Raw genomic sequence first — 16,445 nt, 5'->3', positions numbered from 1 at the left:
CTCACTTGAAACGGATGGTCGGATTGATCACGGCGTACAACACGTCCACGATCAGATTGATGATGATGAATTCAAGCGAGAACAACAGCACTTCCGCCTGAATCACCGGATAGTCGCGCATCGAAACAGCGTCCACCAGCAGGCGTCCGAGACCCGGCCAGTTGAACACGACCTCGACCACGATCGAGCCGCCCAGCAGAAAACCGAACTGCAGTCCCATCATCGTGATGACGGGAATCAACGCGTTGCGCAGGCAGTGTTTGACGATCACGAGACGCTCGGGCACACCCTTGGCGCGCGCGGTCCGTACAAAATCCTCGTTCAGCACTTCGACGAACGAGGCCCGCGTGAAACGCGCCATCACCGCCGCGACCGCCGCGCCGAGCGTCAGCGACGGCAGCACGTAGCTCTGCCACGAACCGTCGCCGACCACCGGCAGCCAGCCGAGCTTCACCGAGAAAATTTCCATCAGCACCATGCCGAGCGCGAAGGCCGGAAACGAAATGCCCGACACCGCGAGCGTCATGCCGAGCCGGTCGGGCCAGCGGTTGCGCCACACTGCCGAGACGATGCCGATACCCATGCCCAGCGCGACCGCCCACACCATGCTGGCAAGCGTCAGCAGCAACGTCGGCATGAAGCGCTCGCCGATTTCCTCGCTGACCGGCCGCTTGCTGCGCGTCGAGATACCGAAATCGCCGTGCGCGATCTTCACGAAAAAGTTGACGAACTGCCGCGGCATCGGCTTGTCGAGACCGAGATCGGCGCGCACCAGCGCGACGGTCGCCTCGTCCGCTTCGGGACCGGCGGCGAGCCGCGCCGGATCGCCCGGTAACAGATGCACGAACAGGAACACCAGCACGGCGACGATAAAGAGCGTCGGCAGCAGGCCAAAGAGACGTTTGACGAGGAAGTTCAGCATGAAACCCAATCCGGCAATGATGCGGGTAACGAACGATCCGATGCGTCGGACCGGCGGCGACCGTTGCGGCTGCCGCGCGCTCGTGGAACGCGCGGCAGCACGCGGTCAGCCGATCACTTGATCGCGATCTCGTCGAAGTTGAACGAGCCGTCCGGCGCCACGTACGCACCCGACAGACGTTTGCTGCGCGCGTACACGACCTTCTCCTTGACGAGGAAGATCCACGGCGCGTCGGCCCAGATGCGTTTCTGCGCGTCGGTGTAAAGCGCGGCCTTCTGCGTGCGGTCGGTGGTTTCGAGCGCCTGCTTCAGGTCGTTGTCGACCGCGTCGTTCCTGTAGTACGCGGTATTGACCATCTTCGGCGGGAACGACACGGAGCCGAGCAGCGGCGTGATCGCCCAGTCGGCTTCACCGGTCGACGACGACCAGCCCGCGTAGTACATGCGCACCGGCGCGGTGGCGGCGTCCTGCGCGCTTTCCACCTTGGCGACGCGTTGACCCGCTTCGAGCGCTTCGACCTGCGCCTTGATGCCCACTTGCGCGAGTTGCTGCTGCACGAACTGGATCACCTTCTGCGCGGTCGAGTAGTTATACGCGGACCACAGCGTCGTTTCGAAACCGTTCGGATAACCCGCTTCCTTCAGCAACGCGCGCGCCTTCGCCGGATCGTACGGCCACGGTCCGAGCTTCACCGCGTAATCGACGCCTTGCGGCACCACGCCGTCGGCGGGCGTCGCGTAACCGGCGAACGCGACCTTGGTGAGCGCGTCCTTGTTGACCGCGTAGTTGAGCGCTTCACGCACCTTCGGATTGTCGAACGGCTTCTGGTTCATGTTCAGGCTGATATAGCGCTGAATGATCGACGGCGACGCGATCAGATCGACCTTCGGGCTCGCCTGCAATTGCGCGGCCTGCTCGAACGGCACCTGGAACGCGAAATCCGCTTCGCCGGTGCGCATCAGCGCGGCGCGTGTGTTGTTGTCGACTACCGGTTTCCAGTCGATCGCGTCGACCTTCGGATAGCCCTTCTTCCAGTAACCCGCGAACTTCTTCACCGTCAGGTCGCCGGCCGGATCCCACTTGACCAGTTCGAACGGCCCCGTGCCCACCGGATGAAACGCGATGTCCTTGCCGTACTTCTTCAGCGCGTCCGGCGAAATCATCACCGCCGACGGATGCGCCAATACGTTGACGAAGGCCGAGAACGGCGCCTTCAGCGTGATCTTCACCGTGTACGGATCGACCACTTCGGTCTTCTCGATCCGGCTGAACATGTTGTAGCGCTTGAGCTTGTTGGCCGGATCGGTCACCCGGTCGAAGTTCGTTTTCACCGCCGCGGCGTTGAAGTCGGTGCCGTCCTGGAACTTCACACCGTGGCGCAGCTTGAACGTATAAACCTTCGCATCCGGACTGGCTTCATAGCTGTCGGCCAGCACGTTGACCAGCTTCATGTCCTTGTCGAAACCGAACAGCCCTTGATAGAACGACTTCGCGACGGCTTGCGACAGCGTGTCGTTCGCGTCGTACGGATCGAGCGTCGTGAAGGTCGAGGCGACGGCCATCACAGCCGTGGTCTCGGCATGCGCCACATTGCCCGCGAGCATCGCGAACACCACCGCGCCGCCGCTGACCAGCGCGCGCAAACGAAACGGAGAAGACGGGACCAGCAGGTTCATGAGGTTGGCTCCAGGCTGCGAAATGAACGGAATGAAAACGGCTTGAGGGGCTGCGAGAGGAAACGTTTTTGTGCGTGGGATTGTCTGTTTTGTAAGCGCTAGTACGCGCCGCCAATGCGATGCCGCGCGACGAAATGGTCCGGTCCCACCGCCACCAGCGGCGCCACCGCCGGCTCGTCGTTCAGCGCGCGGATCGGGCTGGGAATTTCATCGGCGGCAAGCATGCGTTTGGCGTGACGGCGCGCGGGATCGGCCACCGGCACCGCGCCCATCAACTTCTTCGTGTACGGATGCTGCGGCGCTTCGAACACCGCGCGGCGCGGACCGATTTCGACGATCTGGCCGAGATACATCACCGCGACGCGATGGCTGACGCGCTCGACCACGGCCATGTCGTGCGAAATGAACAGATAGGCCACGCCGAGTTCGCGCTGCAGGTCGAGCATCAGATTGACGATTTGCGCCTGCACCGACACGTCGAGCGCGGAGACGGATTCGTCGGCGATCACCACTTTGGGGTTCAACGCCAGCGCGCGGGCAATCGCGATCCGCTGCCGCTGACCGCCGGAGAATTCATGCGGATAACGGCGCGCGGCTTCGCGCGGCAAACCGACCTTATCGAGCAGCCACGCGACGCGCGCCTGCGCTTCGGCGCCCTGCGCGACACCGTGTACCAGCAGCGGCTCCATGATCGAAAAGCCGACCGTCAAACGCGGATTCAACGACGCGAACGGGTCCTGGAAAATGAACTGGATATCGCGGCGCAGCGCCTGCAACGCGGGCCCGGTCAGCGAACTGATTTCCTTGCCGGCGAACTCGATCGAGCCGCTCTGACTTTCAACCAGACGCAGCAGCGAGCGGCCCGTGGTCGATTTGCCGCAGCCCGACTCACCGACCAGCGCGAGCGTTTCGCCCGGCCGCAAGTCGAAGCTGACTTTTTCGACGGCATGCACACGGCCCGTGAGCCGGCCGAACACGCCGGTCTTGACCGGGAAACGCGTGACCAGATCGCGCACGCGCAGAATCGGCGGCGTGCTCTCCTGCACCGGCGGCTGCGCTTCGTCGGCGACGGCGGCCGCGGCGCGCACGGCTTGTTCGGCACCGCTCAGGCTCGCCTGCTCGATGGTCAGGATCGGAAACCTGGCGGGCCGATCGGTACCCTGCATCGCGCCCAGACGCGGCACGGCGGCGAGCAACGCCTTCGTATAAGGATGCGACGGCGCGGCGAAGATCGTGTCCGACTCGCCCTCTTCCACCTTCTCGCCGCGATACATCACCAGCACGCGGTCGGCCACTTCGGCGACCACACCCATGTCGTGCGTGATGAAGATCACGCCCATGTTCATCTCGTCCTGCAAGCCGCGAATCAGTTGCAGGATCTGCGCCTGGATCGTCACGTCGAGCGCGGTGGTCGGTTCGTCGGCAATCAGCAGCGCGGGCTTGCACGACAGCGCCATCGCGATCATCACGCGCTGGCGCATGCCGCCCGACAATTGATGCGGATAACGCGCGGCCACCCGCCGCGCTTCCGGAATCCGCACGAGATCGAGCAGACGCAGCGTTTCGGCGTGCGCGGCGGAACGGCTCTTGCCCTGATGCAAGGCGATCGCTTCGCCGATCTGATCGCCCACGGTGAAGACCGGATTGAGCGAGGTCATCGGCTCCTGAAAGATCATCGCGATGTCGGCGCCGCGAATCGAGCGCATCGTGCCGGACGACGCTGTCGCGAGGTCGAGCACGCTGCCGTCGCGGCGCCGGAATGCGATGCTGCCGCCGGCAAGGCGCCCACCGCCATGCTCGATCAGCCGCATCAACGCGAGCGAGGTCACCGATTTACCCGAACCCGATTCGCCGACGATCGCGAGCGTTTCGCCGCGCTCGACGGTCAGCGACAGGTTGCGCACCGCGTTGAAGGCCAGTTCGCCGCGGCGAAACGCGACCGACAGATCGTCGACCGCGAGCACGCGTTGCGGCGGCAGGGTTTCGATAAGCGGACGGGCAGTGTGCAATGAAGTCGGCACGGTGGTTCCTTTGAATTCGAACGCGACTAGCCGGAACGCAAGCGCGCGCAGGCGCGAGCGTTCGACCCATGATTCAGTAGATCCGGCGAGGCCTGCTAGCGATAGATCGCCGTCACCGGCGTTTCGCCGAGACGCGCGAAGCCGCGATACATGCCTTCGGTGTTGAACGGCAGCGTGACGTTGCCGCGCGCGTCGACGGCGATCAGACCGCCACGGCCGTCGATCTTCGGCAAACGGTTCATCACCACGTCGTCGGCCGCTTCCTGCAGCGACACCTGGCGATAAGCCATTTGCGCGGCGACGTCGTAGGCCGCGACCATGCGCATGAACATCTCGCCGGAGCCGGTCGTGGAGACCGCGCAGGTGGCGTCGTCCGCATAGCAGCCCGCGCCGATCAGCGGCGTGTCGCCGACCCGGCCGACCTGTTTGTTGGTGACGCCACCCGTCGAGGTCGCCGCGGCCACGTGGCCATGCCGATCGAGTGCGACCGCGCCGACGGTGCCGAACTTGCGGTTCGGGTCGATCGGTTCGTGCGGCGTGGGGTCGTCGTTGCCGCTGGCCCCGGACTCCGCCGACGGCGTGGCGGCAAGCGACGCGCCGTCGTGATCCAGCATCGCGCGGTGCTGATCGCGCGCGAGCAGCCACTGACGATGACGCGCGTCGGTATGGAAATAGTCGGGTTCGGCGAATTCGAGTCCCTGCGCGGCCGCGAACGCTTCGGCACCTTCGCCGGTGAACAGCACGTGCTCGCTGCGTTCCAGTACCTTGCGCGCCGCCAGGATCGGATTGCGCACGCGTTTCACGCAGCAGATCGCGCCGGCTTCGAGCGTGCTGCCGTCCATGATGGCGGCGTCCATTTCATGCGTGCCGGCCGCCGTGTACACCGCGCCGCGGCCCGCATTGAACAGCGGGCAGTCTTCGAGCAGACGCACCGCTTCGCTCACCGCGTCGAGCGCGCTGCCGCCGTCGGCCAGCACGCGCTGGCCGGCGCTCAGCACCGCATGCAAGGCAGCGTGATAGTCGGCTTCGGCGCTGGCCGACATCGACGCGCGCAGGATCGTCCCGGCGCCGCCATGAATGGCAATGACTGCGTTGGAGTTCATCGTTTAGCCTGGGTCTTGCTGGAAGTTCGGGTGGATCGGGGCGTGGCCGTAGCGGCCGGCTCACCGGGCTTGCCGGGCTTGCCTGGTTTGCCGGCAGCGCTCGCGGCACGGCTCACGACGCGCGCGGGCCGCTCGTTCGGGCCGGCGTTCTCGGCGTGCGGATCGACCAGCCACGGCAGCACGAATTCGCTGACTTCGGCGGCGGCCTTGACCGAGCGCTTCGCCCGATAGGCAACCGCGTCGCATAGTGCCTCGATCACGGCCAGCACGGCCGAATCGGCATTGGCCGCGAGCCGCCGGTCGGCGCGAATGTAGAGCGAGAGATCGGCGAATTGCGCGAGCGGTGAACGCGGACTGTCGGTCAGCGCGAGCACGCGAGCACCCCGGCTTGCGGCGCGGCGCGCGAGTTCGATCGTGTCTTCGACGTAACGCGGAAACGCGAGGCCGATCACGAGATCGTCCTCGTTGGAGGCGAACAGACGCCGCGCGGCATGCGACGGGCCGCCCATCAGCGCGAGCGACTGCACGTTGTCGTGATACGGCATCAGGCCGTGCTCCATCAGCCCGGCGAGAAACGCGCTGGCGCCGTAGCCGAGCACGAACACACGACGCGCCGCGATGATCGCTTCGACGGCGGCTTCAGCCGCGTTCCGGTCGATCGCCGTGCGGGTGGCGTGCAGATTATTGGCGGCTTGTTCCAGCGACGCGTCGAGTACGTCGTCGCCGGCCGCGAGCGATTCCTGGGCGCTGCGCAAGCGCTCGACCGGCGCGAGCGTCGCCTCGAAACCGCGCACCAGCGCCTCGCGAAACTGCGGATAACCGTCGAAGCCGAGCGCACGAGCGAAGCGATTCGCCGTCGCCACCGACGCGCCCACCACGCTCGCCAGCTCGTCGATCCGCATGGTGGCCGCGCGGAACAGATTGGCCAGCACGTAGTCGCCCATACGCCGGTGGATCGGCGTGAGCGTCGGCATCGCGGCGGCGATGCGCGCCGCGATAGCCTGCTCGGCGGAATTGGGCGCAACGGACGGTTGATGAATCATGCGAGCGGGTTGGCCGGGCCAGTGCCGTAATGAAAATGAATGAAAGTATATTTACATAGAAAACTCGCAGAAAAAAATTCATTTTCATTTCCGAGGGTTTCTCCGGATGATGCGTGTTGGCTCAGGCGGCCCATCCACGCATCGCCGCACGGCACGCAGCGGCCGGATGAAAATTTGTTTTCAGCAGGCGGCGGCGCTTTGTTCGGGAATGCGCTCGAGCCGTGCCGCCGGCGACATGAAGATAATCAGCGCCTGCACGACGAAAGCGGCAGCCGCCGCGACGAGGCACGCGTCCATGCCCCAGCGTGCGCTGATCGCCGCGCCGAGCAACGCACCCAGCGGCCGCGCGCCGTAAGTGGCGGTGCTGTTGAGCGCCGACACGCGGCCCATCATCCGTTCGGGAGTAATCGCCTGGCGCAGCGTGGTCGAGCCGACCACCCACAGAATGGGACCCGCGCCGACCAGGAAGAAGCTCAACATCGCCAGCCAGAAGGACGGCGCGACGAGCGTCGCCACCATCACGAGCGACGCAAGCAGGCCGCACGACGGCCCGATGATCAGCACGCGCCCGAAGGCGAGACGCCGCGCGATCGCGGGCGCAGCCAGCGCGCCGCACACCATGCCGACGCCATAGGCGCCGAGCGTCACACCGACCATCGACGCGCTCAGCCCCAACCGATGCACCGCGTAGGGCACGTACACCGCTTGCAGGATGAAGAAGCCGAGGTTGAAGAACACGGCGGTCGCGAGCATGGGACGCAGCAGCGCATCGCGCAGCACGAAGCGCGTGCCGTCGCGCAACTCCAGCAGGAAGTGGCGCTGCGGCACAGCCGCGCGCGGCGGTTCGCGCAGTCCGGCCAGCAACGCAACGGCCAGCGCCGATAGTCCCGCAGCGCAGCCATACGCCCATCCCGCGCCGATCCAGCCGACCAGCAAACCGCCCAGCGCCGGCCCCGCCGAATACGCGACGCTGCGCGCCAATTCGAGCCGGCCGTTGGCGCTGGCGAACGCCTCGCGCGGCACCAGCGCGGGCACCAGCGACGGCGCCGCGACGTTGTAGGCCACCGTGCCGGTCGCCGCCACGAAGCCGAGCGCGGCGAGCAGCGGTAGGCTCAACGCATGCGTCGACACCAGCAGCAGGACGCACAGCATCGCGATCACGCGCACGCTTTCGGCGAGCGTCATCAGCAACCGGCGCGAGCGACGATCGGCCCAGACGCCGAGCGGGATAGACAGCAACAGGAACGGCAGCGTCTGCGCGGTTTGCAGCAGGCCCGTGTCGCGCGCGTCGGCGCCGAGCATGAACACCGCGACGAGCGGCGCGGCGGCGAGGCTGATCTGTTCGGCCGACTGCGCGACCAGGTTCGACCAGGCGAGCCGCTGGAACGCGGCCGGCAAGCGGGATCGGATGGTGGCAGATGAAGAGGAAGCGGCGGGCATCGAAGCACTCCTTGGGCTGGGTGATGAGGAGCCCATCGTCGTCCGACTCGCGCCGTGAGGCGCTCCGCTTCTTGCGGTGTTATTCTTCGCTCGCCATGAATCTCGAAAGCATTCTCTTTACTCAAGGTTTCGGCTCGCGCCGCCAATGCCGCGCGTTGATCGGCGACGCGCGCGTGAGCATCGACGGCGCCGTGCGCACCGATGCCGACGCCGATTTCCCCGTCACCGGCAACGCCTTCCACTTCAGCGTGGACGGCGTCGTCTGGCCGTATCGCGAGCACGCCTATCTGCTGCTGAACAAGCCGGCCGGCTACGAATGTTCGCGCGACCCGCAGCATCATCCGAGCGTATTCAGCCTGTTGCCGCCGCAATTCGCGGAGCGCGGCGTGCAATGCGTGGGGCGGCTCGACCAGGACACCACCGGCCTGCTGCTGCTCTCCGACGACGGCAAGTTCGTGCATCTGTTCACGTCGCCGAAACGCAAGGTGCCGAAGTTGTATGTCGCGACCACGCGCCATCCGCTCGACGATACGCAACTGGGCGCGTTGCGCGAAGGCGTGTTGTTGCACGGCGAACCGAGACCGATCGCCGCGGTCGACGCGGTAGCGCGCGGCGAGCACGCGCTCGCGCTCACGGTCATGGAAGGCAAATACCACCAGGTCAAGCGGATGATCGCCGCCGCCGGCAACCGTTGCGAGGCGCTGCATCGCGAGCGGATCGGCGGACTTACGCTGCCCGCGACGCTTGCGCCGGGCGCATGGCAATGGCTCGACGAAACCGACCTCGGATCTTTACGGAGCGGGTAAACCGGTAGCCGCGCATCAAGGCCTTGAAGCGGCAGGAAAAAGCCTGTGCGCGGCCGCACACAGGCGCTCACGGACGGCGTTCATGCGCTGCGCCGCAGCATGCTCTTCCTTACAGCTCGCCCTATACTCCTTTAAACAAAGACAACAAAGGGTTCAAGGAGGCGCGCCATGATGATCCACGACACTATCCGGATCTCGCCCGTGATGATTGCTTTTATGTGTCTCGGGCTGGTTCTGATCGGCGGACTGCTGATCGCGATGCGGCTGCGGCATTCCTATCATCCGAATCTGATCGGCGCGTTGATCGGCGCGATGCTGTGTTTCCTGCTGCTGGAGGCATTGCCGGCGCTGACTTGAGGCTTCGGGGCAACGAGACGCTCGCGGCTGGGTGCGGCGTCGCGCCTTCACGCTCGACGCGTTTTACCCCTTCGTCAGGGCCTCGCGGAGAAAATCCTGCACGCTCGGGTAGCGCAATCGCACGCGTAACTCCCTCTTGAGGCGCCGGTTCATCAGCCGCCGCGATTCACGCATGAACGACAGCATGGTCGGCTCGATCGCCTGCTCGGCCTGGGCACGCGTGATACGCGGCGCACGCTCGACACCGAAGGCATCGGCAACCGCGTCGAAGTACTCCCCCATTTTCAACGACGAGTCGTCCGACGCGTGAATCACGCGCGCCGGCCGGCCGTGTGTCGCGAGCCGCACGAGGATCGCGGCGAGATCGTCGGCGTGGATATGGTTGGTGTAGACATCGTCGGCATCGATCAGAGCCGGCGTGCGTTTTTCGAGCCGCGCGAGCGGCAGACGGTTACCCGCATAGATGCCGGGAATCCGCGCGATGCTGGCGCGGACCGCGCCGCGAGCGGTTGCCCGCCGCATTTGCCGCTCGGCCGACACGCGGCGTTTGGCACGCGCATTGGTGGCCTGCGTCACGCGCGTCTCGTCGATCCAGGCGCCGCCGCAATCGCCGTAGACGCCCGTCGTGCTGGCGTACACGAGGCGGATCGGCGCGCGCGAAGCGGCGGCACGGCCGACCCCGTCGGGTACAATATCGGCTGTCCCGGATCCGCCTTGCAAGGCAAACCCGGCCACACCGGCACGCGCAACCTGTTCGCGGCGCAGCCGTCCAACCGGCGCCACGGCAGGCGTCGCCGCGGCGCGCAGCGCGCGGGCGCCACGAGCGCCGAGCGTCGCGAGCAACGCGCGGGTACGCAGATCGTCGTCGCCATTTTTTTGCGGCGGAGCAAGGTGCAGCACCGTCGGCGCGAGTCTCGCGACCCGTTTCAGGCTGCGGCGCTGATCCAGATCGCCGACCAGCGGCGTGACGCCTGCGGCGCGCAGTTCGGCGCAACGCCCGGCGTGGCTGGTCAGTGCGAAGACGTGTGCACGGGGTTGCAGCAAGGGCACGCAGCGCATGCCGACATCGCCGCACCCTACGATCAACACGCGCGGCCGGCGGAAGTTTCGTGTCGCTTTCATGGTGGACGCATTGTAGCCGTCGGCCGCGAACGCGGCGGGTCCGATAACGATTACCGACTTTTCGATTTCCCCACACTTTATGGCATTCAACGTCACGCTCCGGCAAAGCGGCCGGCAGTTTCAGGTAGAACAGGACGAACCGGTGCTGAGCGCCGCGTTGCGCCAGGGCATCGGCCTGCCGTACGGCTGCAAGAACGGCGCATGCGGCTCGTGCAAGGGCGCTGTACTCAGCGGCCAGGTCGAACAGCGCGCGCATTCGTCGTCGGCGTTGTCGAACGACGAAAAGACTCGCGGCATGGCGCTGTTGTGCTGCGCGACCGCCTGCTCCGATCTCGAAGTGGACATTCGCGAAGTGGCCGGGGTCGGCGACGTGCAGGTCAAAAAGCTGCCGTGCCGCGTCAACGCGATCGAACGCAAGGCCGACGACGTCGTCGTGCTGAAGCTGCAACTGCCCGCCAACGAACGTCTGCAATATCTGGCCGGTCAGTACCTCGAATTCATCCTGAAGGACGGCAAGCGCCGCAGCTATTCGATGGCGAGCGCGCCGCACACCGAAGGCCCGATCGAGCTGCATCTGCGCCACATGCCCGGCGGCGCATTCACGGATCACGTGTTCAACACGCTGAAAGAGCGCGACATCCTGCGCTTCGAAGCGCCGCTCGGCACGTTCTTCCTGCGTGAAGATTCCGACCGGCCAATCGTGCTGCTGGCTTCGGGCACGGGCTTCGCGCCGCTGAAGGCGATCGTCGAGCATGCGGTGTTCAAGAACCTGAATCGTCCCATGACGCTTTACTGGGGCGCACGCCGCAAGAAAGACCTGTATCTGCTCGAACTCGCCGAGCAATGGGCGCGCGAGATTCCGAACTTCAAGTTCGTGCCGGTGCTGTCGGAGCCGGACGCGCAAGACGCGTGGACGGGCCGCGTCGGCTTCGTGCATCGCGCGGTGATCGAAGACTTGCCGGATCTGTCGGCGTACCAGGTGTATGCCTGCGGCGCACCGGTCATGGTCGAATCGGCCCAGCGCGATTTCACCCAGCATCACGGGCTGCCGCAAGATGAGTTCTATGCGGACTCGTTCACGAGCGCCGCGGATCTGGCGAACGCGGTTTGAACCACGCGATTTAACGCTACACGCCAGGCCCCGAACGGCGCGACTGGTTAGCCATCGCGCCGTTCATCAAATGGAAACATGCCCGCTGGCAGACTCATCCAGAATCCATTTCGCAGGCCCTCGTACAAATTCATGGTTTACACCAGCGCTTTCCTTGTCGTATTCTTTCGCGCATGAACCGCATCCAATCCGAACTCCGACGTCGCCGCTCGCCGCTCCCTTAGGGACGCCGCTGGCTTCGTCACGGATTCGCGCCACACCCAGGCGCACGCAGTTCGAATCATGAAAGCCACGGCATGCCGTGGCTTTTTTGTTTTTGCCGTTCCGTTCCATCCCCGGCCGCTCTGTTGCGTATCCGGTCAACTTTCATTCACCCTTCATCCGTTGTCTGGAGCCTGCCGTCATGAATTTCACTGAGTACCCGATCGAGTCGCTGATGTACATCACGAACCGGCCCGAAATCGTTTTCACGCACGGCAAGGGCTCGTGGCTCTACGACAATACCGGCAAGCGATATCTGGACTTCATCCAGGGCTGGGCGGTGAACAGCCTCGGACATTGCAACGAAGGCATGATCGAAGCGCTGAACAAACAGGCCAGGCTGCTGTTCAATCCGTCGCCGGCTTTCTACAACGAGCCGATGGCGCAACTCGCCGGCCTGCTCACGCAACACAGCTGCTTCGACAAGGTGTTCTTCACCAACAGTGGCGCCGAAGCCAACGAAGGCGCGATCAAGCTCGCGCGCAAGTGGGGCAAGAAGTTCAAGGACGGCGCGTTCGAGATCATCACGTTCGACCACAGCTTCCACGGCCGTACGCTGGCCACCATGTCGGCCAGCGGCAAGCCGGGCTGGGACACGATCTACGCACCGCAAGTGCCGGGCTTCCCGAAAGCGGACCTGAACGACATCGCGTCGGTGGAAAAGCTCATCAACGCGAAGACCGTTGCCGTGATGCTCGAACCGATTCAGGGCGAAGGTGGCGTGATTCCGGCTACCCCCGAATTCATGAAGCAATTGCGCGCGCTGACCCAACAGCACAACCTGCTGCTGATCGTCGACGAAGTGCAAAGCGGTTGCGGCCGCGCCGGCACGCTGTTCGCCTACGAACTGTCGGGTATCGAGCCGGACATCATGACGCTCGGCAAGGGCATCGGCGGCGGCGTGCCGCTCGCGGCGCTGCTGTCGAAGGCGAATGTCGCCGTGTTCGAAGCCGGCGACCAGGGCGGCACCTACAACGGCAATCCGCTGATGACCGCGGTCGGCTATTCGGTGATCTCGCAACTGGTGGCGCCGGGTTTCCTCGAGGGCGTGCGCGAGCGCGGCGAGTATCTGCGCGCGAAGCTGCTGGAGTTGTCGGCGGAGCGCGGCTTCGAAGGCGAGCGCGGTGAAGGTCTGCTGCGCGCCCTGCTGCTCGGCAAGGACATCGGCAACCAGATCGTCGAGAAGGCCCGTGTGATGCAGCCCGACGGTCTGCTGCTCAACGCGGCGCGCCCGAACCTGCTGCGCTTCATGCCGGCACTGAACGTGACGAACGAGGAAATCGACCAGATGATGGCCATGCTGCGTTCGATTCTCGACACGCTGTAACGACCAGGAACGCACTTATGACGACGACCTCCACGCTATCGATCCGCCGCTTCGACGCGCGCGACACCGATGTCGTGGTCGCGCTGTGGCAAGAAGCCTTCCCCGAGTACCGGGACGTGACAAGGCCGCAGCGCAACCCGCATCTGTCGATCGCCAACAAGCTGGCGACACAACCGGAACTGTTCTTCGTCGCGACGCTCGACGAGCGCATCGTCGGCACGGTGATGGGCGGCTACGACGGTCACCGGGGCTGGCTCTATTCGCTCGCCGTCGACGAGTCGGTGCGACGTCACGGGATCGGTACGCGGCTGGTCGCGCACGTCGAACAGGTGTTGACCGGGCTGGGTTGCCCGAAGCTGAATCTGCAGGTGTTGTCCGCGAAGACCGAGATCCGCGAGTTTTACGAAGCGCTCGGGTATCGCGCCGACGCGGTGATCAGTTTGGGCAAACGCCTCGGCGAGCTCGCGGAACCCGTGGCGGCGGCAAGCTGAAGCGTCGCGCGTCGGAATAAAAAAAGCTGCATGCGTTTTGCGCATGCAGCCTTTCTTATCGGTCTCGTCCGGCTAAGCCAGGTTATTCACCCAGATAAGCCGCCCGCACCTTCGGATCGTCCAGCATCTGTTTCGCGTCGCCGGACATCGTGACCAGACCCGAGTCCATCACATAGCCGCGGTTCGCCGCCTGCAGCGCGAGACGCGCGTTCTGCTCGACCAGCAGCACGGTCATGCCTTCCGCCGAGATCGCTCGCACCACTTCGAAGATCTTCTCGACCATGATCGGCGACAGACCCATCGACGGTTCATCCAGCAACAACAGCTTCGGCTTGCTGATGATCGCGCGCGCCATGGCCAGCATTTGCTGTTCGCCGCCGGAGAGCGTGCCTGCGTACTGCGTGGCCCGTTCCTTCAGACGCGGGAAGAAGCCGAACATGCGATCGACGTCTGCCTTGATGCCGTCGGTGTCGGTCCGCAGATAAGCGCCCATCTGCATGTTCTCGACGATCGACATGCGCGCGAAGATACCGCGCCCTTCCGGCACCATCGCCAGACCGCGCTTGAGCAGCAGATGCGGCGGCACGCCCTTGATCGATTCGCCCATGTACTCGATGTCGCCGATCGTGTACGGCTTCAGACCCGTGATCGCCTTCATCGTCGTGGTCTTGCCTGCACCGTTCGCGCCGATCAGCGTGACCAGTTCGCCCTGCTGGACTTCGAGGTCGATGCCCTTGACTGCCTGGATGCCGCCGTAATTGACCTGCAGGCCCTTGATTTTCAACATTGCTTGCGTTGTGGACATCAGTGGACTCCCGCACCCAGATAAGCTTCGATCACCTTCGGATCCTTCTGCACGTCTGACGGCAGACCTTGCGCAATCACCTTGCCGTAGTCGAGCACCGTCATCTGGTTGCACAGACCCATCACGAGTTTCACGTCGTGCTCGATCAGCAGGATCGTCTTGCCGTCGCTGCGGATCTTGTCGAGCAGCTTGGTCAGCTCGACCTTTTCCGTCGCATTCATGCCGGCCGCCGGTTCGTCCAGTGCGAGCAGCTTCGGATCGGTCGCCAATGCGCGGGCAATTTCCAGACGGCGCTGGTGGCCGTACGACAGGTTGCGCGACGTGTAGTCCGCGTACTGCGCAATGCCGACGTACTCGAGCAGTTCGATCGCGCGTTCCTTGATCTCGCGCTCTTCCTTGCGTTCGGCCGGGGTCTGGAACACCGCGCCGAGCAGGCCGTGTTTGGTACGCACGTGACGGCCGACCATCACGTTTTCCAGCGCGGTCATGCCGCCGAACAGACGGATGTTCTGGAACGTACGCGCGATACCGGCTTTCGCCACCTGATACACCGCGGTCGGCGTGTAGTTCTCGCCGTCGAGCTTGAACTCGCCCGAATCCGGTGTGTACAGGCCCGTGATCACGTTGAAGAAGGTCGTCTTGCCGGCGCCGTTCGGGCCGATCAAACCGTAAATCTGGCCGGACTTGATTTCAAGCCCGACGTCGGACAGCGCCTGCAAGCCGCCGAAGCGCTTGTTGACGCCTTTCACCGACAGTCGAATGTTGTCGCTCATTATTTTCTCTCCCCGGCTTAGGCGCGAACGGGCTTCTTGCCGCCACGCTTCGTCAGTTTCGCAATCTTGTCTTCATGCTTGGGCGACGGCCACAAGCCTTCCGAGCGATACAGCATGATCAGCACCATGGCGAGTGCGTAGACCAGCTGACGGATCACTTCCGTGTCGACGATTTCGTGACCGAAGACCATGTTCTGCAGCGGACCCATCGTGGAGCGCAGGAATTCCGGCAGCACCGCGAGCAGCACCGCGCCGAGAATCACGCCCGGGATATGGCCCATACCGCCCAGCACCACGCACGCCAGCACCACGATCGATTCCGGCAGCGTGAACGATTCCGGCGACACGAAGCCCTGGAACGAGCCGAACATCGCGCCCGACAGGCCGCCGAACGACGCGCCCATCGCGAACGCCAGCAACTTCACGTTGCGGGTGTTGATGCCCATCGCCTTGGCGGCGATTTCGTCTTCGCGGATCGCGGCCCATGCGCGGCCGATACGCGAGTGCTGCAAGCGCGTACACACCCAGATCACGGCCAACGCTGCGACCACGAACAGGTAGTAGTACGAGTACACCGTGGGGAACTGGAAGCCGAACAGCGAGTGCGTCTGCGCGAGGCTGAAGTCGCCGAAGTGAACCGGGTCGATCGCCGTGATGCCCTTCGGGCCGTTGGTGATGTTCACCGGACGGTCGAGGTTGTTCAGGAAGATCCGCACGATTTCTCCGAAGCCCAACGTCACGATGGCGAGGTAGTCGCCACGCAGACGCAGCGTCGGTGCGCCGAGCAGCACGCCGAACAGCGCGGCCACCGCCATCGCGCACGGCACGATGATCAGGAACGGCACATGCAGCCCGTTCGGCGCGAGGTGCGCGATCCATTCGAATTGCGACGCCAGATGCGGCGAACTCAGCAGCGCGGACGTGTAGGCGCCGACCGCGTAGAACGCGATGTAGCCCAAGTCCAGCAGGCCGGCGAAGCCGACCACCACGTTGAGGCCGAGCGCGAGCATCACGTACAGCATCGCGAAGTCGAGCACGCGGACCCAGTAGTTGCCGCCGGCCGTGCCGATGATCATCGGCGCGGCGATCACGAAGATCGCGGTGATGATGCCGACCGTCAGCGTCTTGGTGCGGTTCTTTTCAGGGATGAGCGTCGTGGACGGCTCGATCGGTTGAATTGAGGTCAT

15 protein-coding genes are annotated in these 16,445 nt (G+C 64.7%); 5 read left to right on the top strand and 10 right to left on the bottom strand.

Annotated features, from left to right (window positions below; all coding sequences use genetic code 11):
* Position 1: 1 nt before the first annotated feature.
* From gsiC to BX591_RS04970, 6 genes are all read right to left on the bottom strand, one after another.
* Positions 2 to 922 carry a glutathione ABC transporter permease GsiC gene (gsiC, locus tag BX591_RS04995; RefSeq protein ID WP_111929609.1) on the bottom strand — a complete coding sequence of 307 codons (921 nt, stop codon included), beginning with the start codon at positions 920 to 922 and terminating at the stop codon, positions 2 to 4.
* 113 nt (positions 923 to 1,035) lie between these two features.
* A complete protein-coding gene (gsiB, locus tag BX591_RS04990; protein WP_111929608.1) occupies positions 1,036 to 2,598 on the bottom strand; it encodes a glutathione ABC transporter substrate-binding protein GsiB in 1,563 nt (520 codons plus the stop codon).
* A gap of 98 nt (positions 2,599 to 2,696) precedes the next feature.
* Positions 2,697 to 4,619 (bottom strand): dipeptide ABC transporter ATP-binding protein, encoded by a 1,923-nt coding sequence (locus BX591_RS04985; RefSeq protein ID WP_111929607.1) that lies wholly within the window; start codon positions 4,617 to 4,619, stop codon positions 2,697 to 2,699.
* Positions 4,620 to 4,714: 95 nt separating this feature from the next.
* Positions 4,715 to 5,722 (bottom strand): isoaspartyl peptidase/L-asparaginase family protein, encoded by a 1,008-nt coding sequence (locus BX591_RS04980; RefSeq protein ID WP_111929606.1) that lies wholly within the window; start codon positions 5,720 to 5,722, stop codon positions 4,715 to 4,717.
* Positions 5,719 to 6,765 carry a MurR/RpiR family transcriptional regulator gene (locus BX591_RS04975; protein WP_111929605.1) on the bottom strand — a complete coding sequence of 349 codons (1,047 nt, stop codon included), beginning with the start codon at positions 6,763 to 6,765 and terminating at the stop codon, positions 5,719 to 5,721. Before BX591_RS04975 ends, BX591_RS04980 begins: the two co-directional genes overlap by 4 nt.
* A gap of 180 nt (positions 6,766 to 6,945) precedes the next feature.
* Positions 6,946 to 8,205, bottom strand: coding sequence for an MFS transporter (locus BX591_RS04970; protein WP_111929604.1), 1,260 nt, complete (start codon positions 8,203 to 8,205; stop codon positions 6,946 to 6,948).
* A 95-nt stretch (positions 8,206 to 8,300) separates the two neighbouring features.
* Between BX591_RS04970 and BX591_RS04965 the strand changes: the two genes are divergently transcribed.
* Together BX591_RS04965 and BX591_RS04960 are read left to right on the top strand one after the other, a co-directional pair.
* Entirely contained in the window at positions 8,301 to 9,011 is a 711-nt protein-coding gene (locus tag BX591_RS04965) for a pseudouridine synthase (RefSeq protein ID WP_111929603.1), read from the top strand.
* Positions 9,012 to 9,179: 168 nt separating this feature from the next.
* Positions 9,180 to 9,368: a hypothetical protein gene (locus BX591_RS04960; protein ID WP_111929602.1), complete on the top strand. Its 189-nt coding sequence runs from the start codon at positions 9,180 to 9,182 to the stop codon at positions 9,366 to 9,368.
* 63 nt (positions 9,369 to 9,431) lie between these two features.
* On the opposite strand, the gene BX591_RS04955 is transcribed toward BX591_RS04960, so the two are convergent.
* Entirely contained in the window at positions 9,432 to 10,490 is a 1,059-nt protein-coding gene (locus BX591_RS04955; protein WP_111929901.1) for an NAD-dependent epimerase/dehydratase family protein, read from the bottom strand.
* A 79-nt stretch (positions 10,491 to 10,569) separates the two neighbouring features.
* On the opposite strand from BX591_RS04955, the gene BX591_RS04950 reads away from it, so the two are divergent.
* The 3 genes from BX591_RS04950 to BX591_RS04940 all read left to right on the top strand — a co-directional run bounded on the left by BX591_RS04950 (position 10,570) and on the right by BX591_RS04940 (position 13,680).
* Positions 10,570 to 11,601, top strand: coding sequence for a CDP-6-deoxy-delta-3,4-glucoseen reductase (locus BX591_RS04950; protein ID WP_111929601.1), 1,032 nt, complete (start codon positions 10,570 to 10,572; stop codon positions 11,599 to 11,601).
* A gap of 403 nt (positions 11,602 to 12,004) precedes the next feature.
* Positions 12,005 to 13,189 (top strand): acetylornithine transaminase, encoded by a 1,185-nt coding sequence (locus tag BX591_RS04945; protein ID WP_111929600.1) that lies wholly within the window; start codon positions 12,005 to 12,007, stop codon positions 13,187 to 13,189.
* Between the two features lie 17 nt (positions 13,190 to 13,206).
* Positions 13,207 to 13,680 carry a GNAT family acetyltransferase gene (locus BX591_RS04940; protein WP_111929599.1) on the top strand — a complete coding sequence of 158 codons (474 nt, stop codon included), beginning with the start codon at positions 13,207 to 13,209 and terminating at the stop codon, positions 13,678 to 13,680.
* Positions 13,681 to 13,762: 82 nt separating this feature from the next.
* On the opposite strand, the gene BX591_RS04935 is transcribed toward BX591_RS04940, so the two are convergent.
* The 3 genes from BX591_RS04935 to BX591_RS04925 are packed head-to-tail and all read right to left on the bottom strand — an operon-like array spanning position 13,763 to position 16,445.
* Positions 13,763 to 14,467: an ABC transporter ATP-binding protein gene (locus BX591_RS04935; RefSeq protein ID WP_105508128.1), complete on the bottom strand. Its 705-nt coding sequence runs from the start codon at positions 14,465 to 14,467 to the stop codon at positions 13,763 to 13,765.
* 17 nt (positions 14,468 to 14,484) lie between these two features.
* Positions 14,485 to 15,258 carry an ABC transporter ATP-binding protein gene (locus tag BX591_RS04930; protein ID WP_105508078.1) on the bottom strand — a complete coding sequence of 258 codons (774 nt, stop codon included), beginning with the start codon at positions 15,256 to 15,258 and terminating at the stop codon, positions 14,485 to 14,487.
* 17 nt (positions 15,259 to 15,275) lie between these two features.
* The gene (locus tag BX591_RS04925; protein WP_111929598.1) at positions 15,276 to 16,445 is read right to left on the bottom strand and encodes an ABC transporter permease subunit; all 1,170 of its coding nucleotides are present in this window, start codon (positions 16,443 to 16,445) and stop codon (positions 15,276 to 15,278) included.

This window comes from Paraburkholderia bryophila (assembly GCF_003269035.1).
Taxonomy (GTDB): domain Bacteria; phylum Pseudomonadota; class Gammaproteobacteria; order Burkholderiales; family Burkholderiaceae; genus Paraburkholderia; species Paraburkholderia bryophila.
Note: the sequence above shows the minus strand (reverse complement) of the source record. Positions and strands in the feature narration are given on the sequence as shown.